Source organism: Paracraurococcus ruber (genome assembly GCF_004353985.1).
Classification (GTDB): Bacteria; Pseudomonadota; Alphaproteobacteria; order Acetobacterales; family Acetobacteraceae; genus Paracraurococcus; species Paracraurococcus ruber.
Genome location: NZ_SMOA01000036.1, coordinates 22,574 through 40,152, shown reverse-complemented (window position 1 = coordinate 40,152; position 17,579 = coordinate 22,574). Strand labels below are relative to the sequence as shown.

Annotated in this window: 18 protein-coding genes and 1 pseudogene; 11 read left to right on the top strand and 8 right to left on the bottom strand. The window is 74.1% G+C overall.

The window, feature by feature from the left end:
- From E2C05_RS09670 to hmpA, 3 genes and pseudogenes are all read right to left on the bottom strand, one after another.
- Positions 1 to 425 (bottom strand): annotated as a pseudogene (locus E2C05_RS09670) (hypothetical protein); the annotation flags it as partial.
- Positions 426 to 484: 59 nt separating this feature from the next.
- Entirely contained in the window at positions 485 to 2,380 is a 1,896-nt protein-coding gene (locus tag E2C05_RS09665) for an arginine--tRNA ligase (RefSeq protein WP_133219411.1), read from the bottom strand.
- 215 nt (positions 2,381 to 2,595) lie between these two features.
- Positions 2,596 to 3,792 carry an NO-inducible flavohemoprotein gene (gene hmpA, locus E2C05_RS09660; protein WP_133219410.1) on the bottom strand — a complete coding sequence of 399 codons (1,197 nt, stop codon included), beginning with the start codon at positions 3,790 to 3,792 and terminating at the stop codon, positions 2,596 to 2,598.
- 80 nt (positions 3,793 to 3,872) lie between these two features.
- Between hmpA and E2C05_RS09655 the strand changes: the two genes are divergently transcribed.
- Positions 3,873 to 4,352 (top strand): RrF2 family transcriptional regulator, encoded by a 480-nt coding sequence (locus E2C05_RS09655; protein ID WP_133219409.1) that lies wholly within the window; start codon positions 3,873 to 3,875, stop codon positions 4,350 to 4,352.
- Positions 4,353 to 4,706: 354 nt separating this feature from the next.
- Here the strand turns inward: E2C05_RS09655 and E2C05_RS09650 are convergent, their stop codons facing one another.
- Both E2C05_RS09650 and ggt read right to left on the bottom strand, forming a co-directional pair.
- A complete protein-coding gene (locus tag E2C05_RS09650; RefSeq protein WP_133219408.1) occupies positions 4,707 to 5,204 on the bottom strand; it encodes an O-acetyl-ADP-ribose deacetylase in 498 nt (165 codons plus the stop codon).
- A gap of 2 nt (positions 5,205 to 5,206) precedes the next feature.
- Positions 5,207 to 6,820, bottom strand: coding sequence for a gamma-glutamyltransferase (gene ggt / locus E2C05_RS09645; protein ID WP_240046679.1), 1,614 nt, complete (start codon positions 6,818 to 6,820; stop codon positions 5,207 to 5,209).
- Positions 6,821 to 6,966: 146 nt separating this feature from the next.
- Here ggt and E2C05_RS09640 point away from each other — a divergent pair, with 146 nt between their 5' ends.
- The 4 genes from E2C05_RS09640 (at position 6,967) to E2C05_RS35115 (ending at position 9,767) form a co-directional block, all read left to right on the top strand.
- A complete protein-coding gene (locus tag E2C05_RS09640; RefSeq protein ID WP_133219407.1) occupies positions 6,967 to 7,308 on the top strand; it encodes a tRNA-binding protein in 342 nt (113 codons plus the stop codon).
- Between the two features lie 162 nt (positions 7,309 to 7,470).
- Positions 7,471 to 7,947, top strand: coding sequence for a xanthine phosphoribosyltransferase (gpt, locus tag E2C05_RS09635; RefSeq protein WP_133219406.1), 477 nt, complete (start codon positions 7,471 to 7,473; stop codon positions 7,945 to 7,947).
- Between the two features lie 63 nt (positions 7,948 to 8,010).
- The gene (locus E2C05_RS09630) at positions 8,011 to 8,295 is read left to right on the top strand and encodes a hypothetical protein (protein WP_133219405.1); all 285 of its coding nucleotides are present in this window, start codon (positions 8,011 to 8,013) and stop codon (positions 8,293 to 8,295) included.
- Positions 8,277 to 9,767, top strand: a complete 1,491-nt coding sequence (locus tag E2C05_RS35115; protein WP_158292037.1) for a methyl-accepting chemotaxis protein — start codon at positions 8,277 to 8,279, stop codon at positions 9,765 to 9,767. Before E2C05_RS09630 ends, E2C05_RS35115 begins: the two co-directional genes overlap by 19 nt.
- A gap of 111 nt (positions 9,768 to 9,878) precedes the next feature.
- On the opposite strand, the gene E2C05_RS09620 is transcribed toward E2C05_RS35115, so the two are convergent.
- Positions 9,879 to 11,183, bottom strand: coding sequence for a hemolysin family protein (locus E2C05_RS09620; RefSeq protein ID WP_133219403.1), 1,305 nt, complete (start codon positions 11,181 to 11,183; stop codon positions 9,879 to 9,881).
- A 192-nt stretch (positions 11,184 to 11,375) separates the two neighbouring features.
- On the opposite strand from E2C05_RS09620, the gene E2C05_RS09615 reads away from it, so the two are divergent.
- The 5 genes from E2C05_RS09615 to E2C05_RS09595 all read left to right on the top strand — a co-directional run bounded on the left by E2C05_RS09615 (position 11,376) and on the right by E2C05_RS09595 (position 14,321).
- Positions 11,376 to 11,861 (top strand): DUF3429 domain-containing protein, encoded by a 486-nt coding sequence (locus tag E2C05_RS09615; RefSeq protein ID WP_158292036.1) that lies wholly within the window; start codon positions 11,376 to 11,378, stop codon positions 11,859 to 11,861.
- Between the two features lie 108 nt (positions 11,862 to 11,969).
- Positions 11,970 to 12,257: a hypothetical protein gene (locus tag E2C05_RS09610; RefSeq protein ID WP_133219401.1), complete on the top strand. Its 288-nt coding sequence runs from the start codon at positions 11,970 to 11,972 to the stop codon at positions 12,255 to 12,257.
- 77 nt (positions 12,258 to 12,334) lie between these two features.
- Positions 12,335 to 12,964: a bifunctional 4-hydroxy-2-oxoglutarate aldolase/2-dehydro-3-deoxy-phosphogluconate aldolase gene (locus E2C05_RS09605; RefSeq protein WP_133219400.1), complete on the top strand. Its 630-nt coding sequence runs from the start codon at positions 12,335 to 12,337 to the stop codon at positions 12,962 to 12,964.
- A 5-nt stretch (positions 12,965 to 12,969) separates the two neighbouring features.
- Entirely contained in the window at positions 12,970 to 13,899 is a 930-nt protein-coding gene (locus E2C05_RS09600) for a sugar kinase (protein ID WP_133219399.1), read from the top strand.
- Positions 13,896 to 14,321: a hypothetical protein gene (locus tag E2C05_RS09595; protein WP_133219398.1), complete on the top strand. Its 426-nt coding sequence runs from the start codon at positions 13,896 to 13,898 to the stop codon at positions 14,319 to 14,321. Before E2C05_RS09600 ends, E2C05_RS09595 begins: the two co-directional genes overlap by 4 nt.
- 312 nt (positions 14,322 to 14,633) lie before the next feature.
- On the opposite strand, the gene E2C05_RS09590 is transcribed toward E2C05_RS09595, so the two are convergent.
- A complete protein-coding gene (locus E2C05_RS09590; protein WP_133219397.1) occupies positions 14,634 to 15,326 on the bottom strand; it encodes a hypothetical protein in 693 nt (230 codons plus the stop codon).
- 12 nt (positions 15,327 to 15,338) lie between these two features.
- Positions 15,339 to 16,832 (bottom strand): M81 family metallopeptidase, encoded by a 1,494-nt coding sequence (locus E2C05_RS09585; RefSeq protein WP_133219396.1) that lies wholly within the window; start codon positions 16,830 to 16,832, stop codon positions 15,339 to 15,341.
- 137 nt (positions 16,833 to 16,969) lie between these two features.
- On the opposite strand from E2C05_RS09585, the gene E2C05_RS34605 reads away from it, so the two are divergent.
- Positions 16,970 to 17,578 carry a PEP-CTERM sorting domain-containing protein gene (locus E2C05_RS34605; protein ID WP_133219395.1) on the top strand — a complete coding sequence of 203 codons (609 nt, stop codon included), beginning with the start codon at positions 16,970 to 16,972 and terminating at the stop codon, positions 17,576 to 17,578.
- Position 17,579 lies beyond the last annotated feature (1 nt).

Sequence of the window (17,579 nt, the reverse complement as noted above, 5' to 3'; positions counted from 1 at the left end):
GCGGCGGCGGGGACCGGGGCGGGCGCCGCGGCCACCGGCGGCGGCAGGGTGGGCGCCTGGGCCAGCGCGCTCGGCGCCGGGGCGGCCGGTGCGTGGGTCGCGGCGGGTGAAATTGCGGAGGGCGGCGCCGGCGGCGCCGCCTGCTGCCGCAGCAGGTCGAGCTGCGGCTGCTCCGGCCCCTGGCCAAGCCGTGCCTGGTTGCTGCGCCGCTCGGCCTCGCGCCGCACCTCGGGCGGCTGCAGGACGAGCTGGTCCTGGTTCGGCACGATCAGGCCGCCTTCCTTGCCCTCGGCCGGCTTGACCTTGACCGGGCCGCTCGCGGCCTCGATGACCGGGACGGTGCGCGGGCCCATGCGCGACAGGCCCCAGGTCACCGCGCCGGCCACGGCCACCGCCCCCAGCAGCCCCCCGGCCACCGCGAGCATGCGCCAGGATGGCGCTTGTCTCTCCTGGCGTGGGCGCCAGGAGGGTACTGCCAGATCGCTCACCGCATCTCCTCGACGGGCGTCACCCCCATGACCGCGAGGCCCGAGCGGATGACCGTCCCCGTAGCGGCGACCAGGGCCAGCCTTGCCCGCGTCGCCTCCGGCTCATCCGCCCGGATGAATCGCAGGGTCGCGTCGTCGCGGCCCTTGTTCCACAGTACATGAAAGTCGCCGGCCAAGTCATGGAGAAAGAAAGCGATTCGGTGGGGTTCGCGGGCGATCGCGGCGGCTTCCACGGTGCGCGGCCAGGTGGTCAGGCGGCGGATCAGGGCCAGCTCGGCCGGGTCGGCCAGGCTCTCGAGCGGGGATGCCGCGAGGCCTGCGGCGACGGCCGGGAACGTATCGTTGGTCGCCTTCGCGCCGAGCAGCGCCTCGGCACCGCGGAGGACACTCATGCATCGCGCATAGGCGTACTGCACGTAGAAGACCGGGTTCTCGCGGGACTGCTCGACCACCTTGTCGAGGTCGAACTCCATCTGCGCGTCGGACTTGCGGGTGAGCATGGTGAAGCGGACGGCGTCGCGCGCCTCGCCGGGATTCGCCACCTTCTCCGCCACCATCTCCAGCAGGTCGCGCAAGGTGACGAAGGTGCCGGCGCGCTTCGACATGCGGACCGGCTCGCCATCCTTCATCACGCGGACGATCTGGGTCAGCACCACGTCCAGCGGCACGGTGCCGGAGGAAAGCGCGGCGACCGCGGCCTGCATGCGCTTGACATAGCCGCCATGGTCGGCGCCCCAGACATGCACCAGCTCGGCGAAGCCGCGTTCCAGCTTGTGCAGGTGGTTGGCGATGTCGTTGGCGAAATAGGTGCCGCTGCCGTCGGACTTGCGGAGCGGCCGGTCCACCTCGTCGCCGAATTGGGTGGCGCGGAACAGGGTCTGCTCGCGCGGCTCCCAGTCCTCCGGCGTCTTGCCCTTCGGCGGTTCCAGAACGCCGCGATAGATCAGCCCCTTGTAGGAGAGGACCTTCTCCGCCTGCTCCAGCTTGCCCTCGCGCACCAGCTGCGCCTCGGAGACGAAATGTTGCCCAGTTACGCCGAGGGCAGCGAGATCCTCGCGGATCGACTCCATCATCCGCTCGACGGTGAAGTCGCGGATCGCGGTCAGCGTCGCAGGCGCGGGTTCCCCCCCGCTTTCCGGCACCAGGCCGAAGCCGAAGCGTGCATGAAGGGCCTGACCAACCGGCACGAGGTAGTCGCCGCCATACTGCAGGGCGATCCCGTGCGTGCGCTCGAAGGCTTCGCGGTCGCGGGCGGATGCGGCGAAGTCGCGCAGCGGCGCAGGTCCCGACGCCGCGAAATCCTGGCCTTCCCTCGTGTCGAGAAGCGCCTGCAGGTATCGCCAATAGGCGGCCATCGCCAGCGCCTGCACCTGCGCCCCGGCATCGTTGATGTAGTATTCCTTGGTCACCGCCCACCCGGCCTTGGCCAGCAGGTTGGCCAGCGCATCGCCCACCACCGCGCCGCGGCAATGGCCGACATGCATCGGCCCGGTCGGGTTGGCCGAGACATATTCCACGTTGATCCGCCGCCCGGCGCTGGCCGTGCCGTCGCCATAGCGCTCGCCCTCGGCCAGGATCACCGGCAACTGGGCGAGGAGGAAGGACTCGCGCAGCCGCAGGTTGACGAAGCCCGGCCCGGCCGGGGCGGCGCTCTCGACCTCCGGCAGGGCGGCCAGCCGCTCCGCCAGGGCTGCGGCCAGCTTCGGCGGCGCCTGCCTCGCGAGCTTCCCCACCACCAGCGCGGCATTGGTCGCCATGTCGCCATGCGACGGGTCGCGCGGCGGCTCCATCTGCACCCGGGCGAAGGCGTCGGCGGGGAGGTCGGGCAGCAGCTCGGCAAGGGCGGCGACGGTCCGGCGGCGGAGCGCGGCGAAGATGTCGTGGTCGGTCATGGCCGGCGGGGTGTAGCAGGCCGCCCGGCCGCATGACAGGACGGAGCCTCCGGCCATCGCGGCGGCGGCGGGCGCGGCCTGGCGCCGCCGCGGCCGGTCCGCGGCGGAACTCTCGCGCGGCCGGGACCGGCCCCGGCCGGGGCACGGACGGCGCGGCCGCCCACGGCCCGGACAGGGTGGCACCTACCAGCGGCAGCGCCGCCTCCGGCCCAGGCTCAAGCCGCCAGCAATTCGTCGGCGGGGCCGAAGAATTCGTAATGGATGCGCGTTGCCGGCACGCCCGCCGCCGCCAGGCCGCCGACCAGCGCGCGCAGGAACGGCTTCGGGCCGCAGAGGAAGTAGTCTGCCCGGTCCAGCGGCGTGTTGGCCCGCAGCCAGTCGGGCGTGATCCGCCCCGGCGCTGCCCGGCCGAGATCCTCCGGGCGTGGCGCCTCGTGGAACACCGTCCGCCGCAGCGCCGGCATGCCCGCCGCGATCTCCCGCACCCGCGCATCGAAGGCCTGCGCCGCACCGTCGCGCGCCGCATGCACCCAATGCGTCTCCAGCCCCGGATGCCAGGCGGCGATCGCCTCGAGCATCGGGAGCAGCGGCGTCAGCCCGACGCCGCCCGAGAGCAGCACCACCGGCCGCGCGGGCTGGTCCGGCAGGACGAACGCGCCGGCCGGCGCCGCCGCCTCCAGCACCAGGCCCGGCACCGCCTCGTCATGCAGCCAGCCGGAGACGGTGCCCTGCGGCTCCCGCTTCACGGTGATGCGGTAGCCCGCCGCGTCGGGCGCCGAGGAGATGCTGTAGTTGCGCTTCAGCACGGTGTGGCCGGGCAGGCGCAGCCGGAAGGTCAGGTACTGGCCCGGGCGATGGCGCAGGACCGGACCGCCATCCTCCGGCCGCAGGTGGAAGGAGGCGATGACCGTGCTCTCCCGCACCCGCTCCGTCACCACGAAGCGGCGCCAGCCCTGCCAGCCGCCCGGCGCCGCTTCCGTCGCGCGGTAGATCTGCGCCTCCCGGCCGATGAGGATGTCGGCCAGTGCCCAATAGGCCTCGCCCCAGGCGGCCAGGATGTCGGGCGTCGCCGCCTCCCCCAGCACATCGCCGATGGCGCCGAGCAGGGCCTTCGCCACATGCGGGTAGTGTTCCGGCCGGATCAGCAATCCGGCATGCTTCTGGGCGATGCGCTCCACCGCCGCCCCGAGCACGCCGAGATCGTCGATATGCTTCGCATAGGCCAGCACCGCCGCCGCCAGGGCCCGCGGCTGCGACCCGGTCTCGCCGTGATGCGACTGGTTGAACAGGTCGCGGATCGCCGGATCCCGGAACATCCGCTCGTACATCCGGCGGGTGATGGCCAGGCCCTGCTGCTCCAGCGCGGGGACGGTCGCCTTCACCGTGACGATGGTCGTGGGGCTGAGGGACATGCCGGGCTCCTGAAATGGTATGCAAAATACCATTTATCACTCGGGGCCCATCACGGACATGCGATGCAGACGACCGAGCCATGCGCCTGACGCTGCAGACCGACCTTGCCTTCCGCACCCTCATGCATCTCGGGCTGCGGCCGGGGCGGCGGGTGCAGACCGAGGACATCGCCCGCGCCTGGCGGATCTCCGGCAACCATCTCGACAAGGTGGTGCAGCGCCTGGCGGCGGCCGGCTTCGTGGAAACCCGGCGCGGGCGCGGCGGCGGCATGCTGCTGGCACGCCCGGCCGAGGCGATCCGGTTGGGCGAGGTGGTGCGGCGGATCGAGGAGGACCTCGCGCTGGTCGCCTGCTTCGCGCCGGACGGCGACCCGGCGGGCGATGTCACGGGCGAGCGCTGCATCCTGGCCGGCGCCTGCCGGCTGCAGGGCGCCCTTGGGGAGGCGATGGCGGCCTTCCTGGGCGTGCTGGACCGCATAACGCTGGCCGACCTGCTGGATCCGGCGGCCCGGGCCGCGGCGGAGCGGCGGCTCGGCCTGGACCCGGGCGGCATGGCCTGATGCGCATCCCTGTGCCGGCGGCATCCTTGCGCCGGACGCCGCCGGCCAGGGGGGACGGGCTGCGCCGCGGCACGCCCCCGTGGCGGCGCGGCCATGGGCTTGTCCGTGACGCGGCGTGTCGGAGATCGGTCTCATGGGCGCGGCCTTCGCGCCGACCCGCGATCCGCCCCGGGCCGGCCTCCGCCATGCCGGCGCTCGCTGCGCAGGCCGGCGTCCGGGCCTGCGACGACCGCCCCCCGGATGACCGCCCATGAGGCGCCGCCAGACCCCGCGGCGGGCCCGCCTGGCCGGACACGCCCGCGGCGCGCCGCACCCGTAACCGGCCTGGAGGCGGCCGCCGGAACACGACCCGCCTCAGCCCCGCAGCGCCGCCTCGTACAGCGCCAGCGTCGCCTCGTCGAAGCAGGCGAAGATGACCTCGGCCTCGCCATGCGCTGCGCATTCCGCCCGCACCGTGGCGACGGCGATGGGCGCCGCCAGATCCGGGGGGACGCCATAGACCCCGGTGGAGATGGCGGGAAAGGCTATCGACCCTCCGCCGGCCTGGCGCAGCAGCGCCATGGCGTTCCGGTAGCAGGCGGCGAGCAGCGCCGCCTCCCCTGCCCCGCCGCCCCGCCAGACCGGGCCGACGGCATGGATCACGTGCCGGGCCCGCAGGCGGAAGCCCGGGGTGATCCGCGCCTCCCCGGTCGGGCAGCCGCCGAGGGCCCGGCAGGCCGCCAGCAATTCCGGCCCCGCGGCACGGTGCACGGCGCCGTCCACCCCGCCGCCGCCGCGCAGGGCGCTGTTGGCGGCGGTGACGATGGCATCCACCGCCAGCGTCGTGATGTCCGCCCGCAGCGCCCGCAGCATCCTCAGAAGCCGAGCGCGCAGCCATCCTTGCGCGGGTCGCTGCCGCCGACCAGCACGCCGCGCTTGCGGTCGATCAGGATCGCCTGGCCGCCGCCATGCGGCTTGTCCACCAGCTTCACCTCATGGCCGAGGCGCGAGAGCCGGTCGACGACGGCATTCGGGATGCCGCGCTCCAGCTCCACCGGCCCGTTGCCCGGCGCCGGGAAGAGGCGCGGGCAGTCCAGCGCCTCCTGCACGTTGAGGCCGAATTCGAAGTGGTTGGCCAGGAACAGCGTCTGCCCCATGGGCTGGAAATGCCCGCCCATGACGCCGTAGGGCATGATGGCTTCGCCGTTCTGCATGACCATGCCGGGGATGATCGTGTGCATCGGCCGCTTGCCGGGGGCGATGCAGTTCGGATGGCCTTCCTGCAGCCGGAAGCCGAAGCCGCGATTGTGCAGCATGACGCCGGAATTCTCGGCCAGGATGCCGCTGCCGAAGCTCTGGAACAGCGAGTTGATGAAGGAGCAGGCGTTGCCGTCGCCATCCACCACGCAGAGATAGACCGTGTCCTTGTGCCGGGCCCAGTCGGACTCGCCGGCCGGCGGCATCTCCTGCATCGCGCGGTCGTCGCGGATCAGCCCGCGCAGCCGGGCCAGGTATTCGGGGTCGGTCAGCCGCGCGACCGGGACATCCACCTGCGCCGGGTCGGCCAGGAAGGCGTCGCGGTCGCGATAGACCAGCCGCGCCGCCTCGATATGGCGGTGGTAGCGCTCGGCGCTGATCGGGCCCTGCTCCGGCGTCTCGAACCCGCCGAGGATGCCGAGCATCTGCAGCACATGCATCCCGCTGCCGTTGGGCGGGCACTGGTAGACCTCCAGCCCGCGCCAGCCGGTCCTGATCGGCTCGACGAACTCGGCGCCGGTCAGCGCGCGATGGAAATCCTCCTCGGTGTGCAGGCCGCCGAGCGACCGCAGGGACGCGACCATGTCCGCAGCGATCTCGCCCTCGTAGAAGGCCCGCGCGCCCTTCGCGGCGATGGCGCGCAGCGTCCGGCCCAGCTCGGGCTGGACGAAGCGGTCGCCGACCTCGGGCGCCATGCCGTCGCGCAGGAAGCGGTGCGCCGAGGCGGGGTTGCCCCGCAGCTTGTCGGCAGCGTCCTTCCAGTCCGCCGCGACGCGGGCATGCACCGGCCAGCCCTCCTCGGCGCAGCGGATGGCCGGCTGCAGCAGCTCGGCGAGCGGCAGCTTGCCATGGGCGGCGTTCAGCGCCTCCCAGGCGGCGACGGCGCCGGGGATGGTGACGACATGGGCGGAGGTGTTCACCAGCTTGTCCACGCCGCGGCTGCGCAGTGCCTCGGGCGTCGAGGCGGCGGGCGCCCGGCCGCTGCCGTTCATCGCCACCACCTTGCCGGTCCCGGCCGGCGCATAGAGGCAGAAGCAGTCGCCGCCGATGCCCGTGCTCTGCGGCTCCACCACCGCCAGCACCGCGGCGGCGCAGATGGCGGCGTCCAGCGCGTTGCCGCCCTTCCGCAGCACCTCCAGCGCCGCGTAGGTGGCGATGGGCATGGAGGTGGCGGCCATCCCGGCGGTGCCGTAGACGGCGCTGCGGCCGGGGGCGTGGAAGTCGCGCTTCATGTCCTGTCCGTTCTTGTCTCGTTTCTGCCGGCGGCCCGGCCGGGCCCGCCCCTGTCGCATGGCCGACCCAACGCGGCAACCCGGCCCTGGCCCGCCCCGTTCCAGGGCCCTTCCCTGCCCCCGGCCCGCGGGAGTATGTGCGGGGCATGGCGGACAGCATCGGCTACGGCGACTTCGAAAAGGTGGAGATCCGGGTCGGCACCATCGTGGATGCCCAGCCCTTCCCCGAGGCGCGCAAGCCCGCGATCAAGCTCTGGGTGGATTTTGGCGGCGCGATCGGCGTGAAGCGCTCCTCCGCCCAGATCACCGTGCACTATGCCTGCGACCGGCTGATCGGGCGGCAGGTGATGGCGGTGGTGAATTTCCCGCCCCGCCAGATCGGGCCCTTCCTGAGCGAGGTGCTGGTGCTGGGCGTCCCGGACGAGAACGGCGCAGTCGTGCTGCTGAAGCCCGACCTGAAGGTCCCCGACGGCGGCAGGATGTTCTAGGGCCTGGCCGCCGCAGTCCCGGCCGGCGCGGCGGGTCTTTTCAGCGCCGGCGACGTCCGCCATCTTGCCGGTGCCGCCAGCATCGGCTGCGACGGCGTCCCGGCCGGCGCCGCGCACCCCGCGCCGAATCCTCCGCCTCACCCATTGCAGACAGGCCCTGAGATGGCGCAGCGCTACTACACCGTGTCCTGGGACCAGCTGCACCGCGACAGCAAGGCGCTGGCCTGGCGGCTGGTGGAGCGCGGGCCGTTCCGGGGCATCGTCGCCATCACCCGCGGCGGGCTGATCCCGGCGGCGATCGTGGCGCGGGAGCTGGAGGCGCGGCTGATCGAGACCGTCTCCGTCGTCACCTACAACGAGGAGCAGATGGGCCAGCCGCAGGTCACCAAGCCGCCCGTGGCCGCCGGCGATGGCGAGGGTTGGCTGCTGGTGGACGACCTTGTGGACACCGGCACCACCGCCCGGGTGGTGCGGGAGCTGCTGCCCAGGGCGCATTTCGCCACGGTCTATGCCAAGCCCAAGGGGCGCCCGCTGGTCGATACCTTCATCACCGAAGTGTCGCAGGACACCTGGATCCTGTTCCCCTGGGATACCGAGGCGCAGTTCGTCGCGCCCATCGCGCGCGGCGGGGCGAAGTAGCGCCGGCCCCGGGTTTACGGGGCGTTAACACAGCGGCAGCGACCCGCGGCTAGCGTCCCGGCGATGCCCGTCCGGGACACCCTTCCAGCGCTCGCGCTCTGCGTCCTGGCGACCGCCGCGCTGGGCCTGTCCCGGCTCGCGCCGGCCGGGGATGGTCCCGCGCTGGTCCGCCTCGGCCCTGCCGGCCTCGCCCGCCTCGCGCAGGATCCGGCGCTGGCCGAGATCCGCCTGCTCGACCTGCCGGCCCCAGGGCTCGCGCTGCTGCGCGGCGACGGCGCGCGCATCCGCGCCGCCTTCGGCCTCGCCCTCATCTGGAAAGGAGGCCGTCCATGCTCGGCCGAGCCATGACATCATCCGCCGCAGACCGGCTGGCCAGCCTGCGCCGCATGTCGGAAGCCGCGATCCTCGGCATCGTCCTGCTGCACGGCCCGGCACTGGCCCTCACCGGCCTGCTGCTGGGCGGCGCGCTGCTCGTGCCGCTGCTGCTCTGGGCCGGCATCGCCGCGGCCGCCGCCGCCGCCTGGCGGGCCGGCGCCGGCACGCCGGCATCGCGCGGCACGCTCGCCGTCGCCCTGTCGCTGATGCCGGCGCTGCTGGTCGAGCAGCTGCTGGGCCATGCCTGGCAGGCCGATGCCCATATGCATTTCTTCGCGGCCCTGGCGGTCACCGCGGCGCTGCTGGACCGCCGCGCCGTGCTGCTCGCCGCCGGTGCCATCGCGCTGCACCACCTGCTGCTGAATTTCGCGCTGCCCGCGGCGGTCTTCCCCGGCGGGGCGCAGCTGGGACGGGTGGTCTTCCATGCCGTCATCGTGGTGTTCGAGGCCGCGGCGCTCTGCTGGCTGGTGGACCAGGCGGCGCGGGCCATCACCGCGGCCGAGCACAGCGCCCGGGAGGCGGCGCGGCTGGCCGGGCTGCGGGAGGCGGAGGAAGGCGCCGCCCGGGACCGCGCCGCGGCGGAGCGACGCGGGGCCATGCTGGAGACGGCGGCCGAGCTCGAGCGGTCGGTGACCGGCATCGCCGGCGCGCTCGCCGGCGCGTCGCTCGACCTCAGCGCGGCGGCGGACGCCCTCGCCGGTTCCACCGGCCGCATCGCCACGAAGGCCGCCGGCGCGGCCACCGGCGCGCAGGAGGCCAGCATGGGGGTGCAGACGGTCGCCGCCGCGGCCGAGGAGCTGAGCGCCACCGTCGAGGAGATCGGCCGCCGCGTGGTGGAAACGGCCAGCATCGCCGGCGCGACGGCCGACGAGATGCGGGCGACGGATGCCGTGGTGCGCGACCTGGCGGAGGGCGCCGGGCGGATCGGCGCGGTGGTCGGCCTCATCAGCACCATCGCGGCGCAGACCAACCTGCTGGCGCTGAATGCGACGATCGAGGCGGCCCGCGCCGGGGAGGCCGGCAAGGGCTTCGCCGTGGTGGCGGGCGAGGTGAAGTCGCTGGCCACCCAGACCGCGCGGGCGACGGACGAGATCAGCGGCCAGGTCGCGCAGATGCAGCACGTGACGCAGCGCGTGGTGGCGGCGATCCGCGCCGTGGGCGGCGCCGTCGCCCGCACCAGCGAGGTCGCCACGGCCATTGCGGCGGCGGTGGAGCAGCAGGGCACCGCCACGCGGGAGATCAGCCGCGCCGCCCAGGGCGTCGCCGCCAGCACCGAGCGGGTGACGGTCGGGATCGGCGATGTCAGCACCGCCGTCGCGGGGTCGAGCGCCGAGGTCGGACTGGTCCGCGCGGCCACGGCCGGGCTCGCCCGCCAGGGCGAGGGGCTGAGCGCCGCCATCCGGCAGGTCACGGACAGCCTCCGCCGCCAGGGCGAGGCGGCCTGACAGGCCCGGCTGCCGAGGGTCGCGTCGCGCATCGGCTGCGGGGCGGGCCTGGCGGCGGCACCGGGCTGTCCCGCCCGACGCGGCCGCTGACCGGCATCCTCCCGCAGCCGCTCAGGCCACCCCCGTCGCCTCCTCCCGGCTCGCCAGCACCTTGTCCACGCGGCGGCCGTCCATGTCGACGATCTCGAAGCGCCAGCCCGCCCAGACGATCCGGTCGCCCTCCCGCGGGACGCGCCGCAGCAGCGCCAGCATCAGGCCGGCCACGGTGTGGTAGGTGCCGTGATAGGGCAGCGCCGGCAGGTCGAGCTGGGCGCGCAGCTCGTCGCTCGGCATCATCCCGTCCAGCAGCAGGCTGCCATCGGCGCGCTTGATGGCCTCGCCGGGCTTCTCCGGCTCGTCCGGGCCGAGCTCGCCGACGATCGCCTCCAGCAGGTCGGCGGTGGTCACCACCCCCTCGAAGCTGCCGTATTCGTCCAGCACCAGGGCCAGGCCGACCGGGTCGTGCCGCATCCGCTCAAGCGCGTCGATCGCCGGCAGGCTATCGGGCAGCACCAGCGCCTGGCGCTGCGCCCGCACGACGGACAGCGTCGCGCCGTCCAGCACCTGGTCCAGCAGGTCCTTGGCGGCGACGACGCCGACCACGTTGTCGATCCGCCGGTCGGCGACGACGAAGCGGTTGACGTCCTGCGCCCGCAGCATGGCCTTGATGTCGTCGGGCGACGCGTTGCGGTCGATCCAGGCGACGTCGTTGCGCGGCGTCATAAGGGCGCGGACCGGCTTGTCGGCCAGGCGCAGCACGCGCTCGATCATGTGCCGCTCCTCCCGCTCCAGCGCGCCGGCCTCCTCGCCCTCGGCGACCACCGCCTTCACCTCCTCCTCCGTCACCGACTGGTCCTGCGGCCGGTGCGCGCCGAACAGCCGCAGGATGGCGGAGGATGAGCGGGAGAGCACCCAGACCACCGGCCCGCTGAAGCGCGCCAGCGCCGCCATCGGCCGGGCCACCGCGACCGCGAAGCGTTCCGGGTCGCGCAGCGCCAGCTGCTTCGGCACCAGCTCGCCGAGGATCAGGTTGGCATAGGCGATCAGCACCACCACCAGCACGAAGCCGGTCTCCGTGGCGAAGGGGGCGAGGCCGGGGATGCGCGCCAGCGCCTGCCCGAGCGGCCCGGCCAGCTGCGCGCCGCCGAAGACGCCGGCGAGGATGCCGACCAGCGAGATGCCGATCTGCACCGTGGGCAGGAAGCGCTGCGGGTCATCCGCCAGCGCCACCGCGGCGGCGGCGCCCGGGCTGCCGGCGCGCTGCATGGCGAGCAGCCGGCCGCGCCGAGCGGAGACGATCGCCAGCTCGCTGAGCGCGAAGGCGCCGTTCAGCGCGACCAGCAGCAGGATGACCGTGACCTCGAACCAGATACCCATGCCCACTCCCGTCCCCGCGCCGGTTCTACGCGACGGCAGCCCGCCGCGTTCACCGCCGCCCCCGCGGCGAGGCTGCGCCGCGCGATGATTCCATCGGAACACCATCCACTCCAGGGGACCGGGCGGCCGGCGCAACGGATTCGGCGCCGGGCGGGGCTTGCGCCGCCCGCCGCCGCCGCGATCTGCTGCCGCATGCCATCCCTGTCGAACCACCCGCCGGGCGATTTCCTGCGTGATCCGCCCCTGCCGCGGCCCGCACTCTGGCTCGGCCCGGCCGGGCTGCTGCCCTTCCTCGCCGCCGCGCTGCTCGCCTGGACCGCCGGGGCCGAGGTCGCCGGCTTCGCCCGCTTCGCCCTGGCCGCCTATGGCGCCGTGATCCTCAGCTTCCTCGGCGCGGTGCATTGGGGCCTGGCGCTGCGCGCCCCGGCGGCGGAGGCGGGCGCCACCGCGCCGCGGCTCGGCCTCGGCGTCGTGCCGTCCCTGATCGCCTGGGCGGCGCTGCTGCTGCCGCCCGGCCCGGGCCTCGTGCTGCTCGCCCTCGGCCTCCTCGGCACCGCGGCGGTCGAGACGGTGGCGGCCAGGCGGGGATTGCTTCCCACCGGCTACCTGCGGCTGCGCTGGGCCCTGAGCGTGTGCGCCGCCGCGAGCCTGCTCGCCGGGGCGGCCAGCCTCCCGTGACGCAGCGTCGCCCGGCTCCACAACTATTGCGTTAAGAAAGTCGAAAGACTCTTGATCGGCCCCGCGACGGCGTTTACAAAAAATTAGAAATTGTCGCAGAGGGACGCCATGACCGAGCCGACCGCCACCCTCCTCGCCTTCCCCGCCCGCGACGAGGATCGCCTGCGGCTCGCCCTGCGCGGCCTGCTCGCGGCGCTGGATGCCCAGGCCGCCGCCGTCGCCGAATTGCGCGGGGAGCTGGGCAACCTCTCCGGCGCCATGGGCGGGCTGAAGGAGTCGCTGGTCGCCTACCAGGGCGAGCTCGGCAGCACCCAGGCGGCGCTGCGCCAGGCGGGCGACGAAGCCCGGGCGCTGGAGCGCACCGCCGATGGCTGGCTCGCCGCCGCCCGGGCCTGAGAACCGGGCCGGGACGGCACGCCCCTGGCAGGGCGTGCCGTCCCGCCGCAGGATGGCGGCCGACAGGGAGGCTGCCCATGACCCATCCATTGATCCCGGCACTGCGCCGGGCCCGCGTGGTGCCGGTGGTCCGCACCTCGACCGCCGCGCTGGCGGCCACGGCCTGCGCCTGGCTGCGCGAGGCCGGGATGGGGATCCTCGAGATCACCTTGACCATCCCGGACGCCATCCCGCTCATCCGCGAATTGGCGGCCGAGCCCGGCCTGACTATCGGCGCCGGGACCGTGCCGGATGCGCGGGCGGCGGAAGCCTGCCTGGCGGTCGGCGCGCAGTTCCTGGTGACGCCCTGGACCGACCCCGAGGTGATCGCGGTGGCCCGCGACGCCGGCGCCTGCGCCATGCCGGGGGCGCTCACCCCGACGGAGATCCGCGCCGCCCTGACCGCCGGCGCCGATGTGGTGAAGCTGTTCCCCGCCGCCTCGGTCGGCGGGCCGGCGCATGTGAAGGCGCTGCGCGCCGTCTTCCCGCAGGCGGTGTTCTGCCCGACCGGCGGCGTGGACCCGGCCAATGCCCCGGCCTTCTTCGCCGCCGGCGCCGATTTCGTCGGCATGGGCGGCAAGCTGGTGGATGAGGCACGGATCGCCGCCGGCGACCGGGCGGCGATCGAACGGGCGGCGCGCGACGCGCTTGGCCTGCTGCAGGCCTGACCGCCATGCCCGACCTGCTCTGCATGGGCGAGCCCATGCTGGAACTGAACGCCCAGCCGCCTGGGCCGGATGGCCGCCGGCTCTACCTGGAAGGCCATGGCGGCGACACCAGCAATGCCGCCATCTGCGCCGCCCGCCAGGGCGCCAGCGTCGGCTACATCACCGCCATCGGGGAGGACCGGCCGGGCGACAGCTTGCTGGCGCTCTGGGCCGCGGAAGGGGTCGACACCGCCACGGTGATCCGCCGCGCCGAAGCGCCGACCGGCCTCTATCTGGTCACGCATGACGCCGGCGGCCACGCCTTCACCTTCTACCGCAGCGGCAGCGCCGCCAGCCGCTACGCCGTGGCGGAGGTGCCGGAGGCGGCGATCCGCGCCGCCCGCATCCTGCATGTCTCCGGCATCAGCCAGGCGATCTCCACCAGCGCCTGCGACGCGGTGTTCCACGCCATCGCCACGGCCAAGGCGGCCGGGGTGAAGGTGTCCTACGACACGAATCTGCGCCTTCCGCTCTGGCCTCGGGAACGGGCGGCGGCGACCATCCATGCCGCCATCGCCCAGGCCGACATCGCCCTGCCCTCGTTCGACGATGCCCGCGTGCTGACCGGGCTGGCGGCGCCCGAGGCGATCGCCGAGTTCTATCTCCGGCTCGGCTGCCCCCTGGTGCTGCTGAAGCAGGGAAAGGACGGCGTGCTGCTGGCGACGCCGGAAGGGCGCAGCACCATCCCTCCCTGCCGCGTGCAGGCGGTGGATGCCACCGGCGCAGGGGATGCCTTCGCGGGCGCCTTCCTGGCACGGACGCTGGCCGGCGACCCGCCGCTCGCGGCGGCGCGCTACGCCAATGCCTGCGCCGCGCTCTCCACCACCGGCTTCGGCGCGGTGGCGCCGCTGCCCCGCCCCGACGCCGTGCGCGCGCTGCTGCGGGACGCCGCGTGACGCTGCGGCGCCTGGCCTGGCTGCTGCCGCTGCTCGCGGCCTGTGCGGCGGAGCCGCCCATGGCCGCCGCGCCGGCGGCGGATGCCCAGGCGCTCGCCGCCCGCGCCACGGGCATCGGCGGCCTGGTCCGCGCCGCGCAGCTTTGCGGCATTCCCCTGTCGCAGCAGGCGCAGGACCGCGCGGCGCGGATCGAGGCCGCGGCCATCGCGCTGCACCAGCACCGCGGCGGCATGCCGGCACGCGACGGCTTCCTGCGGGAGATGGCGCCGCCGGGCTTCGAGGGCCGCCGCCGCACCCAGGACCGCGCCGCCTGGTGCGCCGGCCGTCGGGGGGCGGTCGAGTCGCTGGATGCCATGCTGAACGGGCCGGAGGGGACGGCGCTGATGCAGCAGGCCGAGGCGGCGGAGGCGCGCCTGCGCTGACGCCGGCCGCGGCGGGGCGCGACCCCGCGGCGGCTTGCCCGGGGCCTCGCGGGCAAGCGGCGGCGACGGACGCTGCCCGGGGCTTCGTCACCCGGCCTGCCCTTGCCTGCCGGCGAGTTGCGGTCAGGACCGCGCTCACGATCGTCGCAGCGCCGCCATGCCGAGCGGTGCCCCGCCCTCGCCCAGGAGCGCCCGCTGCGATCGGGCGCGGATGCGCAGCCGATCTGTGCTGCGGCCCTGCGTGCCGGCCGCCGGCACCCCGCAGGCCGGCTGGCGCCGGAACGCCATGCCGCCCGACGGGCCGCGGCAGGCTCAGCGAGGCGGCGGCGCCTCGATCCGCAGGCAGGCCTGCAGCACCGGGTCGGCGGTCAGCGCCCGCCCGGCCGGGCGGCCCGTCGCCTCCGCCAGCGCCGCGTAGAGCGTGGCGGCGAATTGGCGGCCGCAGCGGCCGGTCTGGTCGTGCAGGTCCTTCAGCGACGTGGTGAAGGTCTCGACCTCGCAGGCCTCGACCCTCCGCCGCGCCGCCTGCATCGCCTCCTCCGTCCCGGGGAGGTAGAGGTCATAGGCATCCGTCAGGCAGGCATCGGCCAGGCGGAAGAGCTGGGTGATGCCGACATCGAGGAAGGCTCGCAATTCCGGCAGCCGGTCCGGGCCGAGCAGCGCGGCGAGCCGCTGCTGGTTGCCGGCAAGGCGGATGTTCCAGCGCAGATAGGCCTCGTCGTAGCTCCGCTTGCGCTCCTTGATCTCCTCCACCGGCGCGCGGCGGATCACCGAGGATCCGACCAGTTCGGCGCGGTGCAGGCGCTCGAAGATCAGCTCCGTCACCTCGGTGATGGTGCGGGATGCATAGGCGCGCAGCTCCGCCTCGCGGTCCCGCTCGCGCGCCTGCTGGTCGAGGCCGCGCGAAACCAAGTTGGCCAGCACGCCGGTGAGCAGGAAGCTGACCAGGGCGAGGCAGAGCGGATGGCGCAGCGCCTCTGCCAGGCGGGATCCGCGCTCGGCCATCCGCCGCTGGCCTCAGCGGTTGGCGCCGGGCCGCAGGCGCAGCCCCGGGCGGAGATGCGCGAAGGGCAGCACCGCCGGGTCGGCCACCACCGGGCCGGGCGCGGCGACGACGATCACCCGTTCGGCGATCGGCTGGAAATGCGCGCGGAAATGCACGCTGGACTTCAGCGCGATGATCCGCTGCGCCGAAGGCTCGATCCCGATATGGGTGAACAGCGCCTGGTCCAGCGCCTGCATCTTGCGGGTGACGACGATCACCCGCACGCCGGAGGCGACGCGGATCAGCGCCGTCGGCCCGAGATCGACCGGGTTGCCCTTCGACATCGGCCCGGTGCCGGTGAAGCGGCCATCGGTCAGCGCCTCCACCACCGCGGTCACCGCCAGCGGGGCACCGTCGCTTTTCCCACCCAGATGCAGCGGCAGGGTGGCGCCGACCCCGGCGGCATGGCAGGCGGCCGCGCTCTCGGCATCGTTGATCAGGCCGAGCACCGCGCCCTGGGCATCCTGCCGGATCAGCTCGGCCAGCAGGCCGGTGGTGTCGCCATGCCCGCCGCCGCCCGGATTGTCCTGCGTGTCGGCCATGACCACGGGCCGGCTCGCGCCGCGCGCGGCGGCGATGGCCTCCGCCACGCCCTCCGCCGCGCTGGCCACGCCGCCGGCGAAATCGGGCTCATGCGCGTCGATCCAGGCCTTCAGCCCGACGACGGCCGCCTCGGCCTGCGCCGCCGTTTCGGCATAGCCGGCGATGGCGACGCCGCAGCCGGGGAAATCGGCATAGGGAAAGCCGAAGCAGAAGGCGAGCTCGGCGCAGCCATGCGCCGCCGCCAGCCGCGCCCGCTCCTCCAGCACCAGGGACATGGGCGGGACCATGGTGCACTGCATGGTCAGCGGGATCAGGAAGTCGATCTCGGCGAAGGCGCGCGCCCAGGGCGTGCCCCGCTCGATCCGCTGCAGCAGCAGCCGCGCCGCCTGGGCGCCGGCCGGCTTCATGTCGACATGCGGGTAGGTGCGGTAGGGCACCAGCGCATCCGCCAGCACGGTCATCTGCCGCGTCATATTGGCATGCGGGTCGAGGCTGACGGTGACCGGCAGATCCGGCCCGACCACCGCGCGGACGCGGCGCAGCAGCTCGCCCTCGGCGTCGTCGAAGCCGACCGCGACCATGGCGCCGTGCAGCTCGAGGTAGATGCCGTCTAGGGGGCCTTCCTCCAGCGCGTCGGACAGCGCCCCGACCAGCAGCGCCGCGATGCGCTCGAAGGCCTCCGCCGTCACCGGCCCGGCCGGGTTGGCGAAGCACCAGGTCAGCGGGACGAGGCTGGCGCCGGCCGCCTCCAGCACCTCGATCGCGCCGGCGAGCGGCACGGAGGTGGGGCGGATTGTCTCCACCAGCGTCGCCGGGCGTTGCAGGCCCGGGAAGCCGCCGGGCTGGAGGAATTCCCGCCAGCCGGTGGGACGCGGGGCGAAGGAATGGCTTTCGTGCTGGAAGCCGCCGATGGCAATGCGCATGGAGCCGAGCTAACCGTGCCCGGCGCCGCTTGGGAAGCCGCCCCGACGGGCGCCGCGTCGACGGCATCCGGGCGGCTTGTTCCGGACCCGGAAGGCCGGTAGCCTTCCGCCGCGATCGCGGGTGGGGGGCGGACAGCATGCGCGGCATCCTGATCGGTGGCCTGGCCGGCCTCTGGCTTCTCGCCGGCCAGCCCGGCGCCGAGGCGTCCACCACCTTCAGCCTGCGCTTCGACAATACGCGCGACGCCCTGGCCGATGGCGAGATCTCGGCGGCGCTGGTCGGCACCGGCACCTTCACCTCGCCGGTGGACCTCACGCCCGGCTTCTACAACCTCTCCTCCCTGCCCGGCTTCACGCTGAGCATCAGCTTTCCCGGCGTGACCTTCACCGAGGCCGACATCGCCCTGCCGCTGGATAGCGTGGCGGTAGGCATCAGCGCCTTCAATGGCGGGCTCCGGTTGATCTTCATCGAGGGAAGCGGCCCGGGCGCCAATGGCGGGCCCTTCTTCGGCGCGCTGGATGCCTTCAACGCATCGGGCGGCCTGAGCACCCAGCCGACCGATCCGAGCTTCCCGGAAAACTACCTCTACTTCACCCTTGTCTTCTCCGGCACCCTCTATGCCGGCAACTACCTGGGCGCCGACGCCGATGCGGTGATCCGGCCGATCCCGGTGCCCGAGCCGATGAGCCTGGCGCTGCTCGGCCTTGGCCTCGCCGGGCTTGGCCTGGTGCGTCGCCGGGCCTGAG